The organism is Dyella telluris, from assembly GCF_014297575.1.
Lineage (GTDB): Bacteria > Pseudomonadota > Gammaproteobacteria > Xanthomonadales > Rhodanobacteraceae > Dyella > Dyella telluris.
In genome coordinates, this window is record NZ_CP060412.1 from 3,068,598 (window position 1) to 3,087,918 (window position 19,321).

Consider the following 19,321-nt stretch of genomic DNA (forward strand, 5'->3'; position numbering starts at 1 on the left):
GACGCAGCATGCAACGATGCCCGCATGGGTGTTAGCGTCAAGCGAAATTAGAACGATTCAAATCTACTACTTTGGGGAATTCTATGCGTTGTGCATCCGTCCGTGCGCTGGGGCCCGGTCTGCTGGCCCTTGCGGTCGCCCTGGGCCTGGCCTCGCCGCTTTCCGCGCATGCCGCGGAGGGCCATGCGGCGGATGTGGACCCCCGCATCGGCACGGGCGGCGACGGGCACACCTTCCCGGGCGCCACGGTGCCCTTCGGCATGATCCAGCTGTCGCCGGATACGGCCATGCCGGACTTCAAGCACTCCTACAAGTACGCCGCCGGCTACCAGTACGGCGACACCAGCCTGCTGGGCTTTTCCCACACCCACTTTTCGGGCTCGGGCCACTCGGACATGGGTGACGTGCTGGTCATGCCCATCGCGGGCGACGTGCGCCTGGAGCCGGGCGACGTGGCCAAGCCGGGCAGCGGCTACCGTTCGCGCTTCAGCCACGACACCGAGGTGGAGCAGGCGGGCTATTACGCGGTAACCCTGAGCGATTACGACGTCCGCGCCGAGCTCACCGCTGGCCGCCGAATCGGCTGGCACCGCTATACCTTCCCGGCGGGCAAGCCGGCGCACCTGCTGCTGGACCTGCGCCCGAGCATCTATGACTACGACGGCAAGGTGCTGTGGTCCAGCCTGCGCGTGCATGACGACGGCACCGTCACCGGCTGCCGCACCACCCGCGGCTGGGCGCCCGGCCGCGAGCTCTGCTTCGCCATGCGCTTCTCCCAGCCGATGGTTTCGCGCACGCTCTACAACCGCGAAACCAACGTGGTCTACAAGGGCTTCAAGGGCCCGGGCAACCAGCCGGAAGACCGCGACGGCCAGAGTGGCCGCGCCCTGGAAGGCGTGTTCGACTTCGGCACGCTCAAGCAGCCGCTGGGCGTGAAAGTGGCGATTTCCTCGGTGAGCGAAGCCGGTGCGGTCGCCAACCTCGACGCCGAAGGCCAGGGCTGGGACTTCGACGCCCGCCGTGCCGAAGCACGCGCGAGCTGGGACAAGGCACTGGCATCCATCGACGTGGAAGGCAGCAAGGACCAGCGCGTCGGCTTCTACACCTCGCTGTATCACGCCCTGCTGTCGCCCACGCTGAGCATGGACGTGAACGGCCAGTTCCGCGGTCCGGACGGCGCCGTGCACGAGGCCGTCGACAAGAACGGCAAGTTCGAATTCCACTCCACCTGGTCGCTGTGGGATGTCTACCGCGCCCAGCAGCCGCTGATGGCGCTGCTGATGCCTGAGCGCAGCACGGATTTCATCCGCTCGCTGATCGCCTCGCGCGAAACCAGCCCGTTCGGCATCCTGCCGGTGTGGGCGTACCAGGGCATGGAAACGTGGTGCATGATCGGCTACCACGCGGTGCCGGTGATCGCCGACGCCTACATCAAGGGCGTGCGTGGCTTTGACGCCGACGCGGCGCTGAAGGCCATGGTGGCCAGTGCGACGTATGCACCGTACGGTGGCCTGGGCGAATACATGAAGCTCGGCTACGTGCCGATCGACAAGGAGCCGGAAGCCGCTTCCAAGACGCTTGAATACGCCTACGACGACTGGTCGCTGGCGCAGATGGCGAAGGCCATGGGCCGCAAGGACATCGCCGCCACCTTCGACAAGCGTGCAGGCAACTGGCGTAACGCGTACGACCCCAAGACCGGCTTCATGCGCGCGCGCAAGAGCGACGGCAGCTTCCGCGAACCGTTCAACCCGGATACGGCCGGTTACGGCAGCGACTACACCGAAGGCAACGCGTGGCAGTACTCCTGGTACGTGCCGCAGGACGTGGCGGCGCTGATCAAGGCCATGGGTGGTGACCAGCACTTCGTCACCAAGCTCGACAGCGTGTTCGATGCCAAGGTCGACAAGTCGCATTTCGCCAACGTCGAGGACATCACCGGCCTCATCGGCTGGTATGCGCACGGCAACGAACCCAGCCATCACCTGGCCTATCTGTACGACTACGCGGGCGCGCCCTGGCAGACCCAGAAGCGCCTGAAGCAGATCATGGACAGCCAGTACGCCACGCGGCCGGACGGCCTGGCGGGCAATGACGACCTGGGCCAGATGTCGGCCTGGTACATCTTCTCGGCGCTGGGTTTCTATCCGGTGACGCCGGCCAGCGACGAGTACGCCATCGGTCGTCCGTTCGTGGCGCGCGCCACGCTGCACCTGGCAGGCGGCAAGACGTTCACGGTCACGGCCGATCCGCTGGACGACGCGCACCCCTATGTCGGCTCGGTGACGCTCAACGGCAAGCCGCTGGACCGGGTGTTCCTGCGCCATGGCGAGATCATCGCCGGCGGCGAGCTGCACTTCACCATGCAGGCCGAGCCCAACCGGGCCTGGGGACAGGCCGCGGGCGACCGTCCTTCGTCGATGAGCGTGTCTACGACCAAGGTCGCGGGGGCTTCCGGCAAAGCTGACGCCAAAACACCTCGCTGAGAGGTGGCAATCGCCGGGGTGATTCTGCAACCATGCCGGACATGTTGCGCTCATCCTGGAAACTGGCGTCGACACAACGACCGTCCATGAAGGACCGGGTCGCCCTGCGCTGGCGGCTGGGCGGTCTGCTGGCCGCGGTGCTGGTTATCGTGGCCCTGCCGTACGTGGTCACGCGCTCCGGCGCGAGCGAAGCCATCCGGGCGAGCGAGCTGGTCACCCATTCCAGCGAGGTGAAGTCGCTCACCTACCGCATCGCCTATGTCACCCGGGACAGCGAGGCGGCGATCTACCGTCTTATCAACGGTGACGCCGACGCGCAGGTGCGCCTGCGCGCCGAGCGGGCCGCGCACGAAACGCCCGGCCTGCTGGAGCAGCTGCGCGAGATGACCCGCGACAGCCCGGATCAGCAGGCGTTGATCGGCTCGCTCAGTTCCGTGGTCAGTGGGCGCCTCGCGCTCAGCGGGCAGGCCATCCTGCGACACGACCACGGCGATGAACAAGGCGCGGCCAGTGCCATGCGCGATTCCGGTGCGTTGTTCAAAATGGACAACCTGATCGACGGGATCGTGCACAACGAAGACAACACCCTGCTCAGTCGCCGTGATGCCGCCAGCCGCGAATCGTTCAACAGCGAGCTGGCCCTGACCATCACGGCGATCGCGCAGGTGCTGCTGCTGGCCATCGTGGTGATCGTGTCCGAACGCCAGATCAGTCGCCGCCTGCGTGCCGAAGTGCGCGAAGGGCAGGCGGTGCAGCGCTCGCAACTCATCGTGCAGGCCGTGCGCGAACCCATTGCGCTGCTGGATGCCACCCTGGGTACCTTGCTGGTCAATGCCGCGTTCGGCGAGCTTTACGGCTTGCCACCGGATTTCCGCCAGTCGCTGCCGCTCACCGAGATCGGCGACGGCGCGTGGAGCGACAGCGCACTGCTGCAGCGCCTCAACGACGTGCTGCTGCTGGATCGCGAACTGTGGGATTACGAACTGATCCAGCGCACGGTGGATGGCGTGGACCGCCACGTGGTGATCAACGCCCGCCGACTGGAGCAGGATGGCGGTGGTGATCCGGTGCTGCTGCTGACCCTGAGCGACGTGACCGCGCGTGCGCTGGTCGAGCAACAGGTCAAGGAGCTCAATCGCCAGCTTGAAGGCAAGATCGAACAGGTGTCGGACGTGAACCGCGAGCTGGAAGCCTTCAGCTACTCGGTGTCGCACGACCTGCGCGCGCCGCTGCGTCACATCAGCGGCTTCGCGGGCAAGCTGCAGCAGCACCTGGGCGAGCACGCGGACGAACGTTCGCGTCACTACATCGAAGTGATCAACGATGCCGCCAAGCGCATGGCATTGCTGATCGAAGACTTGCTGGTGTTCTCGCGCCTGGGCCGTGGCGCGCTGCGCCTGCAGCCGGTGGACATGCAGTCGCTGGCGGACGAGGCGCGCGCACTGGCGGAAACCGATGCCCATGGCCGCCACATCGTGTGGTCCATCGCGCCGCTGCCCATCGTCATCGGCGACGAGAACATGCTGCGCACCGTCTGGCAGAACCTGATGGGCAATGCGGTGAAGTACACCGGCAAGTGCGAAGTGGCGCGCATCGACGTGGATGTGCAGCGCCATCGCGACGGCAGCTACGAGTTCGTGGTGAGCGACAACGGCGCCGGCTTCGACATGCAGTATGCGGGTAAACTGTTCGGCGTGTTCCAGCGACTGCACCGGGCCTCGGAATTCCCGGGCAACGGCATTGGCCTTGCCAACGTGCGTCGCATCGTGACGCGACATGGAGGACGCGTCTGGGCCGACGCCCAGCCGGGACTGGGCGCGCACTTCCACTTCACCCTGCCGTCCTCGGACCTCGCAGAAAGCTTTGCGCAGAGGCGCCAATGAACAATCGAGACCTCCGTACCATCCTGCTCGTCGAGGACAGCCTCGCCGATGCCGAAATGGCGCTGGACGCACTGGCGGGCGCCCATCTTGCCAATCCTGTGGTGCACGTCGAAGACGGCGTGGATTGCCTGGATTACCTTTACTGCCGTGGCGAATGGGCTGGCCGTGAGCCGGTCGATCCCGCGGTGGTATTGCTGGACATCAAGATGCCGCGCATGAGCGGCCTTGAAGTGCTGACGCAGCTGCGCGAGGACGACAGGTTCCGCCGAGTGCCGGTGGTGATCCTCTCCTCGTCGCGGGAGGAAAGCGATCTTGCGCGCAGCTGGGACATCGGCGCCAATGCGTACGTGATCAAGCCGGTGGACGTGGACCAGTTTTTTGAAGCGGTGCGAACCTTGGGCCAGTTCTGGGCCGTGCTCAACCAGGCACCGGACGCGACCTGAAGGCAACAGAACGGGACACGAAGCTCCACAACGGGGTGGCTGAAAGTGGACAGGCAGCAGTGGGCGTTGCCCCGAATCCGTGTACTGCAGATCGAGGACAGCCAGCTCGACGCCGAACTGGTGTTGTCCGAGCTGGACGCCGATCACATCGAGTACGACGTGACGCTGGTGGACGCCGAGCGCGAGTATCTTTCCGCGCTGGACGAATTCCAGCCGGACATCGTGCTGTCGGACCTGAGCATGCCGGGCTTCTCCGGCCAGCGTGCGCTGGACATCCTGCGCGAACGCGACCAGGACCTGCCCTTCATCTTCGTCTCGGCGACGCTGGGTGAAGAGGCCGCCATCGAAGCGCTGCGTAACGGCGCTACCGATTACATCCTCAAGCAGAACCCGGCGCGACTGGCATCGGCCGTGCGTCGTGCCATGCGCGAAGCCGAAGCACAGCGCGCGCGGCGCCGCGCGGAAACCGAGCTGATCCGCGCCCAGCGCTTCGAAAGCCTGGCGATGCTCGCCGGCGGCCTCAGCCACGACCTGCGCAACCTGCTGCAGCCTCTGCTGCTGGCCGGCGACAGTCTGCAGGACTACCAGGACGATCCGCGCCTGGCCCGGCTCGGGCGTCTCGTGCGCGACTGCGGCAAGCGCGGGCTGGACATGGTGCAGTCCATGCTTTCGTTCGCGCGTGGTGCGCGTCGTGCCGAACAGGTGCGCGTGGGCGCGCTGCTCGACGCCCTCGGGCTGCTCCTGCAGGGCAGCGTGCCGCGCAACGTGACGCTGGAGCTGGAAGCCTTCGATCCCGACCTGAGCTTCGACGGCAACCACACCGAGCTGCAGCAGTGCCTGCTCAACCTCAGCCTCAACGCCCTGCAGGCCATGCCCGAAGGCGGCCAGCTGCGCATCATCGCCTCGCGCGCCTCGCTGCCGGAGAGCTTCTTCCTTCCTGGCGAAGAAGCCCGCGAAGGCAACTACGTTTGCCTCACGGTCAGTGACACCGGTACCGGCATGGACAAGGCGGCGTTGCAGCACCTGTTCGAGCCGTTCTACACCACCAAGGAAAGCGGCACCGGCCTGGGCCTGGTGTCGTGCAAGCGCATCATCACCGCGCATGGCGGCGTGGTGCGCGTGGAGAGCGTGCCCGGCGAAGGCACGCGCTTCCACATGCATATCCCGCTTATCCGGCAGCCGGTCGACGTGCTCGATGAACCCGAGACCGTCAACCTGCAGGGCGAAGCCGAGCGCCTGCTGGTGGTGGTGGAAGAAGCCGGCCAGTTGTCGCTGCTGGTGGATACGCTCGACTCGTGGGGCTACCAGGCCCACGCCAGCCAGAGCGGCACGGCCGCCCTGCAGTGGCTGGAAGCGCAGGGCGTGCCGGATCTGGTGGTGCTTGACGCCGACATGAACCTGTTCACCGGCGTGCGCACGCTGGCGGCGCTGTTCGACCACGGTTACCGCGGCGCGGTGATTCTGCTGGCGCGGCCCGATGCGCCGCCGGACATGGACGAGCTGCCGGTGATGGAGCATCTCTACACGGTCGACAAGCCGGTCTCGACGATGAAGCTGTTGAGGACGGTGAGGGAGGCGTTGGAGGAGAGTGCGACGGGGGCGGGGCCGGTGGGGCCGATGTAAGTGGGGGCTTGGGTTTTCTCGCTCTCGTTTCCGGGGGGGATTAGGGGTGGGTGCTCGCCTCACGGTTTCATTAAGAACCGTCATTCCTGCGAAAGCGGGAGGCGCTGTTCAACCGCCGAAGGGCGGGTCATTCAGTGTCTTTGCTCTGGCCTTCGGTAGTCATGCCGGCGCCAGGTTGCCGCTTACGCCGCGGAGGCGTTTCGACCTCCTGCCGGAGGCCGAGTCACTTTTCTTTTGCTGGCCCAAAAGAAAAGTAACCCAAAGAAAATGGCCTTAAAGGCATGGCAGCATGCCGATGGGATAAGCCCGAACGGCTGAGGAACGTTGTTGCTTGGCAACCTCCGCCTCTACACAGCGGGTACATCAAAGCGCTTTGCAACGCGCCGATGCGCTGAGGACTTAACGCGGAGCGTCGTGCCGCTGCGCGGCACATCCTTCCTTGCCACTAGGGTGTTCACGTTGAACATCACCTCTCGCTCGTCCTCTCCCGTTCGGGAGAGGACTGGGGTGAGCACTGAGGCGAGAGCGGTTCGGGCCTGATACCAGCGCGAGAGACCCACTGTAGGAGCGCACCTTGTGCGCGACCGCAGCGCCCTGTCGATACCGCTCCGTCAGGTGGTCGCGCACAGGGTGCGCTCCTACAGACAGGCTAAGCCAGCGCTCAACAGGCCGTCGCCTTGCGACGCGATGTGCAGCGCAGCTGCACGAGCCGTTTGCTCTTGACCTACCCTCCCCGTTGAGCGGCGGTGAGGGGCGGACGACAGGCCCGCAGGGGGATCGGCAAGGATGCCGATCCCTTTTCGACAGGACAGGGAGGTCCTGTCGAAAAGCCCGGCCGACCCTCACGCACTGGCCGGCTCTATCGGCCAGCGCCGCGATGGGGTGCCCCTTTCTTTTGGTTACTTTTCTTTGGGCAAGCAAAGAAAAGTAACCCGGCCTCCGGCAGGAGGTCGGAACGCCCGCTGCGTAAGCGGCCCGGTCGCGGAAACGCTAAACCCCAAATACCAAATACCAAATGCCGAGCGCCGAGCGCCGAGTGTAAAGTCACTGGACCTCTGCCCTGCAGGGTTGACGGCTAAAGATCGAAGCGGCGAGGCAACGGCGTTTTCCTCACCCCAGCTTTCCCCCTGCCTCCGACAACCCATCGTCATCCATGACCGCCTCTCCACACGCTCCAACGGCGGAAGGGGCTGTGTCTCGCTCCATATCGCCCTTCAAAAACAAAAAAAGGCCGGACTAAGTCCGGCCTTCTCATCCGATATCGACGCAACCCTCAGTCGATCCCCAGCTTCTTCAATTTGTACCGCAACGCCCGGAAGGTAATCCCCAGCTTCTTGGCCGCCGCGGTCTTGTTGTACCGGGACTCTTCCAGCGCCTTGATGATCGCCGTGCGTTCGAGGTTGCTGATGTAGTCGTCCAGACCGCCGCTGGCCGACGGGGCGGCCGTGGGTGCCGGTTCGGCGGCCTGTGCGCCGACCGGGGCCGGCGGGGCGGCTTCGGTGGGGGCGCGGGGCGTGCGCTGGGGCAGCATGAGGTCGCTGACGTCGATCTGGTCGCCGTCGCACATCGCCATGGCGCGTTCGAGGATGTTCTCCAGCTCGCGCACGTTGCCGGGGAAGTCGTAACCCTCAAGCGCCTGTTGCGCGGCGGGCAACAGGTTGCCCGGGGTGCCGCCGCTCTTGGTGGCCAGCTGGCGCAGCACGAAGCTGGCCAGCAGGGGCACGTCGCCGCGACGTTCGCGCAGGGGCGGCACGCGCAGTTCGATCACGTTGATGCGATAGAACAAGTCCTGGCGGAACTGGCCCTGCTCGACCAGCGCGGCAAGATTCTTGTGGGTGGCCGAGAGAATGCGTACATCCACCGGCACCTCTTCGCGGGCGCCGATCGGGCGCACGGCCTTCTCCTGGATGGCGCGCAGCAGTTTCACCTGCATGTGCAGTGGCAGTTCGGCCACTTCGTCCAGGAACAGCGTGCCGCCGTGAGCGGCCTGGAACAGGCCTTCCTTGTCGCCGACCGCGCCGGTGAAGCTGCCCTTGCGATGGCCGAAGAACTCGCTTTCCATCAGCTCGGACGGGATGGCGCCGCAGTTCACCGGCACGAACGGGCCGGTGGCACGCGGGCCCTGTTCGTGGATCAGGCGCGCGACCAGCTCCTTGCCCACGCCCGATTCGCCGGCGATGTACACCGGGGCCTGGTTGCGGGCGAGCTTGCCGATGGTGGCGCGTACCTGCTGCATGGCCGGCGAGTCGCCGATCAGGCGCTCGTTGCCGTCGGGCTTGGCGGCGGCGTGGCCGCTGCGCTTTTCCTCGGCCAGGCGCAGGGCCGTGCGCACCAGGCGGCGCAGCATCTGGATGTCGACCGGCTTGGAGACAAAGTCGAAGGCACCCGCCTTCAGCGCGCTGACGGCGGCATCGACATTGCCGTAGGCCGTGATCATGGCCACCGGCGTGTCCGGGTGTTCGGCAGAAATCAGCTCCACCACTTCATGGCCGGTGCCATCTGGCAGGCGCATGTCGGTGAAGCAGAGGTCGTAATGCCGCTCGGCTAGGGCTCGTCGTGCTTCCGTCACGGTGCCCACTGCATCGACCAGCAAATCCATGCGGCCGAGAGTGATGGTGAGAAGCTCGCGAATATCGCGTTCGTCGTCGATGACCAGAACGGTCTGTTGGCTCATGTCGTCAGTGTGCGCTGTGGACGCACCTAGGATAACCGCCACTCAGCTGGGGGGCAAAGGCTGACGTGAGATTTAGCGCCCGGTGGCCGTCAGATGGCGATCGAAGAATCTCACGATGGTGTCGTAAGCCGCGCGTGACTCAGGCATTTCCGGGTCCGAGAAAAATGAATGCCACATGCCCTCCCACACGTGCAGCTCCGTGGCCACACCGGCCTGGCTGAGCAGGGTCTGGCTGCGGATGACCGAACTCATGGCCATGTCACGTGTGCCGGTGATCAGCAATGTCGGGGGAAACCGGGCGAGCAGCGTGGGCGAAAGCCCCGGGAACACCAGGGGATCGGTGGCGCTGGCGCCCTTGAAGTAGGGCAGGTCACCCAGCCGCAAAGGATGATCCGGCACGGGCGCGCCATTCAGCAGAGGGCCCACGTAGGCCGAGTCGCCGTCCATGTCCACCAGCGAGCCGCAGAAAGTGCCGATGGCACCGGGCACGGGAAGCTTGTCGTCGATCAGTCGGGCAACGGCTTCGCCGGTGAGCACACCACCGGCCGAACATCCGTAGATGCCGATGCTGGCGGGCTCGTACTGCTTCAGCAGCTCGCGATAAACCGCCTCGACATCCTCGCTGGCTGCGGGAAAGACGTGCTCGGGACCTTGGCGGTAGTCGACGCTGATCACCTTGATGCGGCCCAGGCTGGCAATCGGCACCGATTCCACCAGCCCGCCGCTGTGGGCACCCCACAGGAACGCGCCGCCATGCAGGTTGATCAGCACGCGGTGCGCGTTCCGGGGGGCGATGCCCTGCGCCGGCTCCACCACATCGGTCACCACGCCGGCGATGGTCTCGCGATGCGTCTTCACGGGGTACATCGCCATCATGCGATGCGCCCGGTCGGTGTTCATGTGGTCGTAGAAGGCGCGGCTTTGTTCAATGGGGGCGGTGATCGGTGGCGCCTTGCTGCCGGCGGCAAGCATCTTCGGGAAGAAAGCGCGCGCTTCAGGCGAGGCGGCCGACGAGTAGGGCAGGGTGACGTTGCCGGCATGGATGCTGCCGTCGCCAGCTACCGCGGGACTGACCTCCTGCGCGAACACAGGGCCCAAGGCCAGCGACGCGGCCATTGCCATGCACACAAACACGCGCCGCCTCATCGTGTGGTTTCCGGTGTGGTGGCCGGCGCGGTCTTCTTCGCGGGCTGGTCAAGGAGCTGGTGCAGCTTCAGGTAGACGCCGTTGGTCCAGCCGAACCCCACCACGTTGTCGCTATAGCCTGCGCTGACTTTCACGTCGGCATTGCCAAGCGCCATGTTGTATTTCTCGCGGATAGTGCCGTCGTCGGCCAGTCCCTGATCCACGCTGGCGGCGAATTTGGTGGCGATGCGGCGCGCATCGTCGTGGAAGCCGTAATCATCCAGTCCCTTCACCGCGAGCCAGTTGGTGGGTGCCCAGCCGAACGGATCGCCCCACTGCAGGCCCACCGGCCGGTCGTCCATGCTCAGGCCGCCCTTTCGCTCGAAGATGGTGAGCTTGCCGCTCACCGCCTTGGCCTGCTGCGGCGAAGCGGCGCCGGCCCATAGCGGGTAGTACGTGGTGACGTACGGGAACGGCGAGGGCTTGCCGGCCACGAAGTCGTAGTCGCGATACATGCCGTCCTTTGCGTTCCACAGGTATTTGTTCATCGCCGCCTTGCGGGCGTCTGCCGCCTTGGCCCAACGCCCGGCGTCGCCGGCCCTGCCCAGTTGCAGTGCGAAGTCGTGCAGGTCGCGTTCGTAGCGATAGAGCAGGCTGTTGAGGCTGGCGTCGGCGTAATGGTGGGTGGAGCCGCCGAACGGGCCGAAATGGGAGTTGGTGTCGAAACCCGATTCGCGCATGGCGCGATCACCATGGAAGTAATCGGCCGTGAGTCGATAACCGTTGACCCATGCGCCCTCGCACACCTTCGATGCGCGCACGTCGCAGCTGGCTTCCTTCAGTCGCGCGGCTTCCGCATCGTCGGGATGTTGTGCGCCCTTGATCAGGTAGCCGGGGTCTTCCTTGGGATGGGCAATCAGCCAGCGGATCACACCCTGATAGAACTCGCTGTCTTTCGCTTCGAGCACCGGGCCGCTGCCAAAGTCGTAGTAACGCGCCAGCCCCGTGTCGCCCGCGCGGTGCTCGGTGCGCGTCCAGATCTCGTAGTTGCGCACCGCCAGCGGGTACGCCTTCGCCAGCCAGGCGTGGCGCGCATCGGCACTGGAGAAGCTGGCCGGATCATCCAGCAGCGCCGTCATCATGGCGGTGAGGAAGGGGGGCTGTGAGCGGCTGAGGTAGTACGTGCGGTTGGCGTTGAGCACCCCGCCGTAATGCGCCACCTCGAACAGCGCGTTGTCGACCATGTCTTTCGCCAGGTCCAGCTTGTGGTCGGCGACCAGCCCCAGCAGGATGAAATAGCTGTCCCAGCCGTACATTTCGTTGAAGAAGCCACCGGGCACCACGTACGGGCGGGGCAGGTAGAGCAGGCCTTGCTGCGTCAGCGTGGTCGCGTCGATGTCGCCCAATTGGCCGATCTTGCGCGGCAGCGGCTTCACGTCGATGCCGCAGCGCTTGCCGATGGCCGTCACGCTGGCGGGTACAGGCATGTCGGCCGGTACGTAGAGCACCGGGTGGCCGACGACCTTGGTGTCGGTCAATGCGGCGCAGTCATCCTGCGAACGTGTCAGCGTGGTCCAGGCCTGGTCGATGTAAGCGCGGGTCTTGGCCGGATCGGGCGCGGCAGCCATGGCGGAACCAGCCATCGCGCCGGTGAGCGCAACGGTCAGCAGGCGAACGCGGATGGACGAAGTGGCATGGCGGGTCATGTCTGCTCCCGGGTCGTTGCGTGATCGTTGGATGTCGATACCGCGGTGTCTCTCGGTGCGCTGCGTGCGGTTCTACTCCGCGGGAAGTCCGGCCACGGCGGGCTCGGCGAGGCCGGCGCGATCGGTTTCGCGCTTGAAGTAGAACAGCGTCACCAGCACCAGCGACATTGGCACCAGCGAGAAGTAGAACGCATGGATACCGCCGAAGCTGGAGAACACGATGGCGGTAATGCGCGAACCCAGCGTGCCGCCCAGCGCGGAGAAGATCACGATGAGCCCGGTCATGGCGGCATGCGAGGGCTTGGGCAGCGAGCTCAGCGCCACCGAATTGATCACCGGATAGATCGGCGCCATCAGCAGGCCGATCAGCGGAATGAGGTAAGCCGCGAGCGGTGCGTTGAACCATCCGGTGTCGGGCGACACGGTGGCCTCGCGTGCGAGCGGCAGCACCAGCACGATCAGTGCCGCCATGCCGACCACGCACAGGTTGAGAAGGACGTGCCAAGGCATGCGGCGCAGCAGCTGCCCGGCCAGGATGCGACCCAGCGCGGTGGCACCGGCGAGGATGCTCGCCATCTGGATGCTCATCGCATTGGGCAGCTTGAGGATCTCGTTGTTGAACGTCGGCAGCCAGGTGCTGAAGCTCTGCTCGATCAGCACGTAGAGGAAGGCCGACAGCAGGAACACGTAGACCAGCGTGCGCATCAGCAGGCGATACATCTGCCGCAAAGCCTGGCCCATCGACGAGGCGGTGCCGCCATGGGCCGCCGATTCGTCGAGATCCGCGCCCCACAAAAGGGTCACGGTGCCGAAGCACATGGCCGACAGCACCCAGTACACATTGAACCACGACGGATTTTCAGGATTGGCGTGGTCGATGAAGGCGCTGAACAGCCAGCCGCTGGCCAGCACGCCCAGCATGAACAAGCCTTCGATGGTGTTGGTCAGTCGACCGTGCTCTGCCTTGTTGCTCGTGAGTAGGCCGATCGAGGAATACACGGAGACCTTCGCCAGCGCGAACGACACGCCAACGCAGGTGAACAGCAATTCGGTGGTATGGAAACTGGGATAGAGCGGCATCAATGCGCACGCGCAGCCCACGATCACCAGCGCGAGGATCATGGCGCGGCGATAGCCCAGCTTGGGCAAAAAGGACGCCACCAGGAACGAGGTCACCGCAATCGGCAGGTCCTTGAACAGTTCCAGCAGGCTCGCCTGCGGCTTGTCGATGCCGAAGGTGTGGATGGATTGCAGGATGACCGTGCCCACGCTGTTGAGCAGGATCGCAAAGACCATGTAAATCGCCGCCAGCGCGGCAATCATGCGGTACCGGTTCATCCCCACCTCGTTACGCCAGACTCAAAAAGGTTCCGGGCCGCCGCGGTGTCGGCGGCCCGGAACAGTCGAGGGAAGTGCTCTCTTAGAACTTGTACTTCACGGACACATTCACCTCACGACCTTCCAGCGGTCGGGCCAGGATCACGCCATCGGAGCCTGCCGCCGAACCGAAGATACGCGAGTTGCTCTCGGTAAGGCCCAGCTGGTTGGTCATGTTGGTGCCCTGCAGGCGCAGCTCCCAGTTCTGCTGGATGTTGGCCACGATACCGAAGTCGAGCGTGTAGTACGTGCCCAGCTGCTGCAGGCCGGACTGATCCTGCGTATGCGGACCCACGTAGGTGTACGTCACGAAGGCCAGCACGTCACCCCACGAGAACGGCATGTCGTAGCTCGGGGTGAACATGTAGCGGTGCTTGGGCTGGCGCTGCAGCTGCACGCCGTCGATATACGCGCAACCGTTGCCGGACACCTGGTTCACGTACGGGATACAGGCCGAGTAATGCGAGTAATGGCCGTCGAGGTAGTTGGCCACCAGCTGCAGCTTCAGGTGGTCGATCGGCGTGACCGCACCCACCAGGTTCACGCCCTTCGAATCCGAACCGTACAGCAGTGGCTGGCCCACCGGCACGCCTTCGCCATTCGTCGGCTGGTAAGGCAGGCCGTTGAACTGGCGATGGTAGGCGCTGATGTCCGCGTAGACGTACTTGTTCTGGAACTTGAAGCCGCCTTCGAAGTTCTGCACCTTCTGCAGCGGCGGCGTGTTGCCGGTGGTGTTGCCGCGCAGCGCGTTGTCGAAGTCACCGAAGTGAGCACCCTTGTTGGCGCGGACATACACCGACATCTGGTCAGTGATCTCGTAGTTCACGCCGAACGTCCACGAGGTGTGGGTCTTGTCGTATTTCGTGGTGGCGAACGTGCCGTCGCAGGTGGATACGGCGTTGTCGTAATCCGTGAGCGGATTGCCGTCCAGGTCCTTGTTGACCAGGTTGCACACGTGCAGGGTGGAGTTCTGGTTTTCCACGCGCGCACCCACGTCGATCAACCACTTGTCGATGCGCCAGGAATCGGTCAGGTAGAACGCCTTGTTGGTCGACTGGCCGTGCTCGGTGATGTTGTAGGAGCCGTAGTCGAGCAGGCCCTGGTAATCGGTGAGCTGGTGGGTCAGGCCGTCCTTGCCGACGTAGCTGACCTGGATGGGCCGCGCGTTCGGCGTGTTGGTCATCAGCATCTGGTTGCCCAGGTTCCACTCATCGTTGTCGGTGTAGTGGGCCAGGTACAGGCCGGCGGTAAGCGTGTTGCCGTCAAAGATTTCCTTGCTGATGTGGAAATCGTTGTTGACGTTCTTCAGGTGCTTGTGGATGAACCACCAGCCCTGGTGGATCACGCTCTGGTTCGGATCGACTGCGCCGCCGCCGTTGACATACGTGGCCTTGGCCGAGCCTGCCGGCAACGCAAAGCCGCCGAAGTCGGTGCTGAGGTTGTACAGCTCGTCATTGAGGCTGGCCGGGTTGGTGCCGGAGAACAAGGCATTGGTGTCGACATTGCCGCCATCGATCAGGAACTTGTCCGAGATGTTCCAGCCGTCGCCCAGGTCGTAGTCGAAGTTCATCCCGAAGAAGCTGAACTTCGCGCCGCGGCCGTTGGCCAGGTTGGCGCTGGTGCCGCCGCCGGGATAGCCCGGCAGGTTCACATGCTGGATGTACTTGCTGTTGTACGTGTCGGTGAGCGGATCAAAGCCCGGATAGGCGCTGAAGTTGTCGGTGCCGGTCTGGATCAGCGGAATCGGCGTGATGAACTGGTTGCGGTCGTTGAGCTGGCGGGCATAGAACACCAGCGAGCCGTTGTCCATGTCGTGCGAAATCGTGGCGGTGAACTGGCCACCCTTGTCGGCCGGATAGCCCGGGCTGCGCACGCCGTCCGAATCGCGGTAGAAGCCGCCGATGCTGCCGTACCATTTGTTGCCCAGCGGGAAGCCGAGGAAAGCATCCGTGCGCCACAGGCCTTCGTTGCCGTAGGTCATGCCGACGCTGCCGCTGGGTACGTCGGTACCCTGCTTGAGGATGAAGTTGGCGGTGGCGCCCATCTGGCCGTCGCCGTACATCACCGACGGACCACCCTGCAGGATTTCCGCGCGCTCGACCGTGTCATCGAGGCGGAAAATCGAGGTGGTTTCGAAGAACGACAGCGTGGGCATGCCGTACAGCGGCGAACCCATCATCTGCGTGGTGAAGAACGGGGCATCGCCGCCGCCCGGGAAGCCGGCGATCTCGATGTTCGCGCCGGTCTGGCCGCCGGTGGATTCGGGCCACATGCCCGGCGACACCTTCAGCAGGTCAGCCGTGCTCTTGGGATTGGCCTGCTTGATCTGCTCCGCGCTGACGCTCACCACCGAGTAGCTGGCGTCGATCTTCTTCAGGCCGCCTGCGGCAGACGTACCCGTGACGACCACCTGGTCGAGCGTCTTGGCCGACTTCTGGTCGCCCTTCGCCGGTACGGCCGGGGCAGCCTGCGGTGCCGCCGGGGCGGGTGTCGCTGCCGGTCCCGGCGTGTTCTGTGCGGCATCTTGCGCATGGGTTGCGCCTATCGCCAGCGCGCTGACGATGGCTGCAGCCAACAACTGTCGAGTGATGCTTTGCGTGTTCTTCATGTCGAGCCTCCCCGCCCGAATGTGGGCCACTTACGCGTTGATATTCGTGGCTTCGGCAATCGTCGCCGTTGCGCCGTTCTTGTTGTCTACGTAGTCCGCCATACGAAACGCGATCAGGCCCGGCAGCACGATGTCCGCCTCCCCAAGGTCTTCGCGTTGACCAATGCCGATGGCGACCATGCCCGCGGCGTGGATGCTGCTGATGCCCGCGGCGGCGTCTTCGACGCCCAGGCAGGCCTCCGGTGGCACGCCAAGCGCTGCGGCGGCCGCCAGGAAAATTTCCGGATCAGGTTTGGAGCGCGCGATGCGTGCGGCATCCACGATCACGTCGAACAGGGGGGCGATGCCCATGCGTTCCAGCAGCAGCGGTGCGTTGCGGCTGGCGGACGCCAGGCCCACGCGCAGGCCGGCCCTGCGGACGGCTTCGACGGCTTCGCGTGCGCCGGGCAGAAGCTGCTCCGGGCCGAACTGCCCGATGCGCTCCACGTAATAGGCATTCTTGCGTTCTTCCAGCGCGCGCTTCTCATGTTCGAGGAAACTGCGCGGGGCACGTTCCAGCAGGATTTCCAGCGAACCGCGCCGGTCGACGCCCTTCATGCGCGCGGCGATGCCTTCGTCGAAGGGCGCGTCGATTTCAGCCGCCAGCTGCTCCCATGCCGCGCGATGGACCACGGCCGTGTCGGCGATGACACCGTCGAGGTCGAAGATCACTGCCTGCAGTGGCAACGTCGGTGCGAGCTGGCGCTGCGGCATCGATACCGGCTCGCCGCCACGCAGGTGCGTGAGTTTGCCCGCATGGTGGAACGCGATGTCGTCACCGCGGGTGAGGGTGTAGCGCACGTTGTGTGCGTCCACGTCCACGCGAAGATGCGCGCCGCGCCAGCTGATGCCGAAGCGGTAGCTGCGCCATGCGTGCGGCAACTGCGGACGCAGGTGCAGTTCGCCGTCGATCACGCGCATGCCGCCGTAGCCCCAGGCCAGCGACAGCCAGCTGCCGGCCATCGCGGCCATGTGCAGGCCGTGTGCGGCATTGCCATGCAAGTCGTCCAGATCCACGCGCAAGGTGTCCTGGAAATAAGCCCAGGCCTTGTCATGGGCACCCACTTCAGCAGCGAGCACGCCGAAGGTGGAGGCCGAGAGGGTGGAGTCGTGCACGGTGACGCCTTCGTAGTAATCGAAGTTGCGGCGCTTGGCCGCCAGCGACACGTCATCGCCGGCGAGCATCAGCGACAGCAGGGTGTCGGCCTGTTTGCACACCTGGTGGCGATAGATGGTGAGCGGGTGGAGTTCCAGCAGCAGCGGTCGCTTGCCTTCGCCACCGTTGCGCGCAGGCATGCGCGGCTTGTCGAGGAAGGTGTCGTCCTGCGGGAAAACGCCGAGCCTTTCGTCCTCGGCGAGATACATCAGCTCTGCGGCGCGCTGCCATTGCATGATCTCGAACGATTCCAGGCCGATGCGGCGGGCGAGTTCCGCGTAGGCCTCCGGCGCGGTCGCCTGCAGCCATTGCGCGACGGTGGCGGCATCGCGCAGGTGTCGCTGCGCCATGCGGTTGGTGTAGTGGTTGTTGTCGACCAGTGCGGTGTATTCGTCCGGACCGGTCACGTCGTGGATGCAGAAGGCGCCGCCCCGTCGCGGGTTGAAGTGGCCGATGTCCAGCCACACGCGCGCCGTCTCGAACAGCATCTCGGCACCGGCATCGCGCAGGAAGGCTTCATCGCCCGTGCCGTCCACGTAGTGGCGGATCGCCCAGGCCACGGCCGCGTTGATGTGGTACTGCGCCGAGCCACTGGGGAAGTAGGCCGAGCATTCGTCGCCGCTGATGGTGCGCCAGGCGTACAGCGCGCCGCGCGCATGGTTGAGTTCGCGGGCGTGCGCACGTGCGCGCTCCAGCGTGCCGTGACGGTACATCAGCATGCTGCGCGCGACATGCGGCGCCACGGCCACCATTGCCGGCAGCATGAACACCTCGGCATCCCAGAAGTAATGCCCTTCGTAGCCTTCGCCGGTAAGGCCCTTGGCGGCGGTGCTGCCGAGCCCGTCGCGGCTGCTGGACTGGAACACGTGGAAGAGGTTGAAGCGCAGCGCCTGTTCGGTGGCGTCGTCGCCATCGATGGCCAGGTCGGCGTTGTGCCACAGCTGCGCAAGCATGCTGCTCTGTCGGGCGAGCAACTCGCCATGGCCCAGCGCATGTGCACCTGCCAGCTCGCCGGTGGCCGCGCTGAGCAGCTCGGCATCGGTATCGCTGCCGCCGGGCGGCGTCCACGTGTAAGCGACGTACTTTTCCAGGGTGACCGATTGGCCCGGGGACAGCTCGCCTTCGAATACCTGCATCACGCCGTGCGGCGCGAGGTTGGCCAGGCGGAAGCGCAGGCTGTCGTCGATGATGGCGTGCTGCTGCATGCAGGCGACGCGGATGTCGCTGTGCGCCGTGCGCTGCAGCACGTGGGCGAAGGTTTCGTCGGCTGCCGCGTCGATAGTGGCGAGGCCGCCATCCACGCGGGTGCCGATGCGCGGGTCGTCACCCTGCTCGGTGGCGTTGCGCGCCGTGCTGATGGACGACTCCAGCGTCACCGGGCCGGTGTAATCGACCGATTGCACGCGATAGCGGATCGCCAGCAAGGCGGGGCGATCGAGGCTGACGATGCGCTCGGCGTCGATCAGCAGGGTGGGGCCTTCCGGCGAGCGCCAGCGCAGCTGGCGGCGGTAGCAGCCAGAGCGCAGGTCCAGGGCTCGCTCGAACTGCAGCCATTCGCCCTCGCCCAGGCGCACCGGCGTGTCACCCAGGCGCAGGTGGATGCGGGTGCCGTCGGCGACGGGGATGCGGGTGTCGGTGTGGGCGGCGAAGCCGGGAAAGCGCTCGTGGTACTCGATGGGGGTGCGTTCCCAGGCGCCGGCCAGGAAGCAGCCCTGGCTCGGGCTGTTGTCTTCCTCCAGGCCGCCACGCACGCCCAGTGCGCCATTGGACAGGGCAAACAGGCTCTCGTCCTGGGCGAAGCAGGCGGGATCGGCGTGGTGGCTGGCAACGACCCAGGGATCGCGGCACGCGCGACCAGAAGGCGACAAGACCTGCGCCGTTTCTCGATGATCCAACGTCCTCTCCCCGCTGCGTTGTTTCTTCTGTCGCGCCCCGGAATTCGGTAAGCGGACCGTAGGTTCTTATGTGGGGGCGGAGCTTCGCAGCAATTGTTATCGATATCAAGATATCGATAACAATTGCTGCAGCACAACATGGTTGCGTATGATATCGATATCATGCACGGACATTGCTTGACCGCAGATAAAGGCGCGCAACGCCAGCGCGTTCGCCGGAGCAGTCATCGGGCTTCGGTGATTCCCTGCGGCGTTGGACGTATGGAATGCAAACCGCGACACTGTCCCGGTTTGCCAGGGTTGGCC

General features: G+C 65.2%; 10 protein-coding genes. 4 read left to right on the plus strand and 6 right to left on the minus strand.

What is annotated here, in order from left to right:
* Positions 1-83 precede the first annotated feature (83 nt).
* The 4 genes from H8F01_RS13515 (at position 84) to H8F01_RS13530 (ending at position 6,435) form a co-directional block, all read left to right on the plus strand.
* Positions 84-2,486: a GH92 family glycosyl hydrolase gene (locus H8F01_RS13515; protein WP_187055621.1), complete on the plus strand. Its 2,403-nt coding sequence runs from the start codon at positions 84-86 to the stop codon at positions 2,484-2,486.
* An 86-nt stretch (positions 2,487-2,572) separates the two neighbouring features.
* A complete protein-coding gene (locus tag H8F01_RS13520) occupies positions 2,573-4,369 on the plus strand; it encodes a sensor histidine kinase (RefSeq protein WP_187055622.1) in 1,797 nt (598 codons plus the stop codon).
* Positions 4,366-4,812: a response regulator gene (locus tag H8F01_RS13525; RefSeq protein WP_187055623.1), complete on the plus strand. Its 447-nt coding sequence runs from the start codon at positions 4,366-4,368 to the stop codon at positions 4,810-4,812. The genes H8F01_RS13520 and H8F01_RS13525 overlap by 4 nt, the downstream gene beginning before the upstream one ends.
* Before the next feature lie 66 nt (positions 4,813-4,878).
* Positions 4,879-6,435 carry an ATP-binding response regulator gene (locus tag H8F01_RS13530; protein WP_187055624.1) on the plus strand — a complete coding sequence of 519 codons (1,557 nt, stop codon included), beginning with the start codon at positions 4,879-4,881 and terminating at the stop codon, positions 6,433-6,435.
* A gap of 1,273 nt (positions 6,436-7,708) precedes the next feature.
* Here H8F01_RS13530 and H8F01_RS13535 read toward each other — a convergent pair.
* The 6 genes from H8F01_RS13535 to pgmB form a co-directional block, all read right to left on the minus strand.
* Complete coding sequence (locus H8F01_RS13535) at positions 7,709-9,109, minus strand: sigma-54-dependent transcriptional regulator (protein WP_187055625.1); 1,401 nt, start codon at positions 9,107-9,109, stop codon at positions 7,709-7,711.
* A gap of 72 nt (positions 9,110-9,181) precedes the next feature.
* Positions 9,182-10,231 carry an alpha/beta hydrolase gene (locus tag H8F01_RS13540; protein WP_238480981.1) on the minus strand — a complete coding sequence of 350 codons (1,050 nt, stop codon included), beginning with the start codon at positions 10,229-10,231 and terminating at the stop codon, positions 9,182-9,184.
* Positions 10,232-10,251: 20 nt separating this feature from the next.
* On the minus strand, positions 10,252-11,940 hold the full coding sequence (locus H8F01_RS13545) for a trehalase family glycosidase (protein WP_187055627.1): 1,689 nt from the start codon (positions 11,938-11,940) through the stop codon (positions 10,252-10,254).
* A gap of 72 nt (positions 11,941-12,012) precedes the next feature.
* Positions 12,013-13,278: an MFS transporter gene (locus H8F01_RS13550; protein ID WP_238480982.1), complete on the minus strand. Its 1,266-nt coding sequence runs from the start codon at positions 13,276-13,278 to the stop codon at positions 12,013-12,015.
* A gap of 82 nt (positions 13,279-13,360) precedes the next feature.
* Positions 13,361-15,925, minus strand: a complete 2,565-nt coding sequence (locus tag H8F01_RS13555) for a TonB-dependent receptor (RefSeq protein WP_187055628.1) — start codon at positions 15,923-15,925, stop codon at positions 13,361-13,363.
* Between the two features lie 30 nt (positions 15,926-15,955).
* Positions 15,956-19,015: a beta-phosphoglucomutase gene (gene pgmB, locus H8F01_RS13560; RefSeq protein WP_187055629.1), complete on the minus strand. Its 3,060-nt coding sequence runs from the start codon at positions 19,013-19,015 to the stop codon at positions 15,956-15,958.
* Between the last annotated feature and the right edge of the window lie 306 nt (positions 19,016-19,321).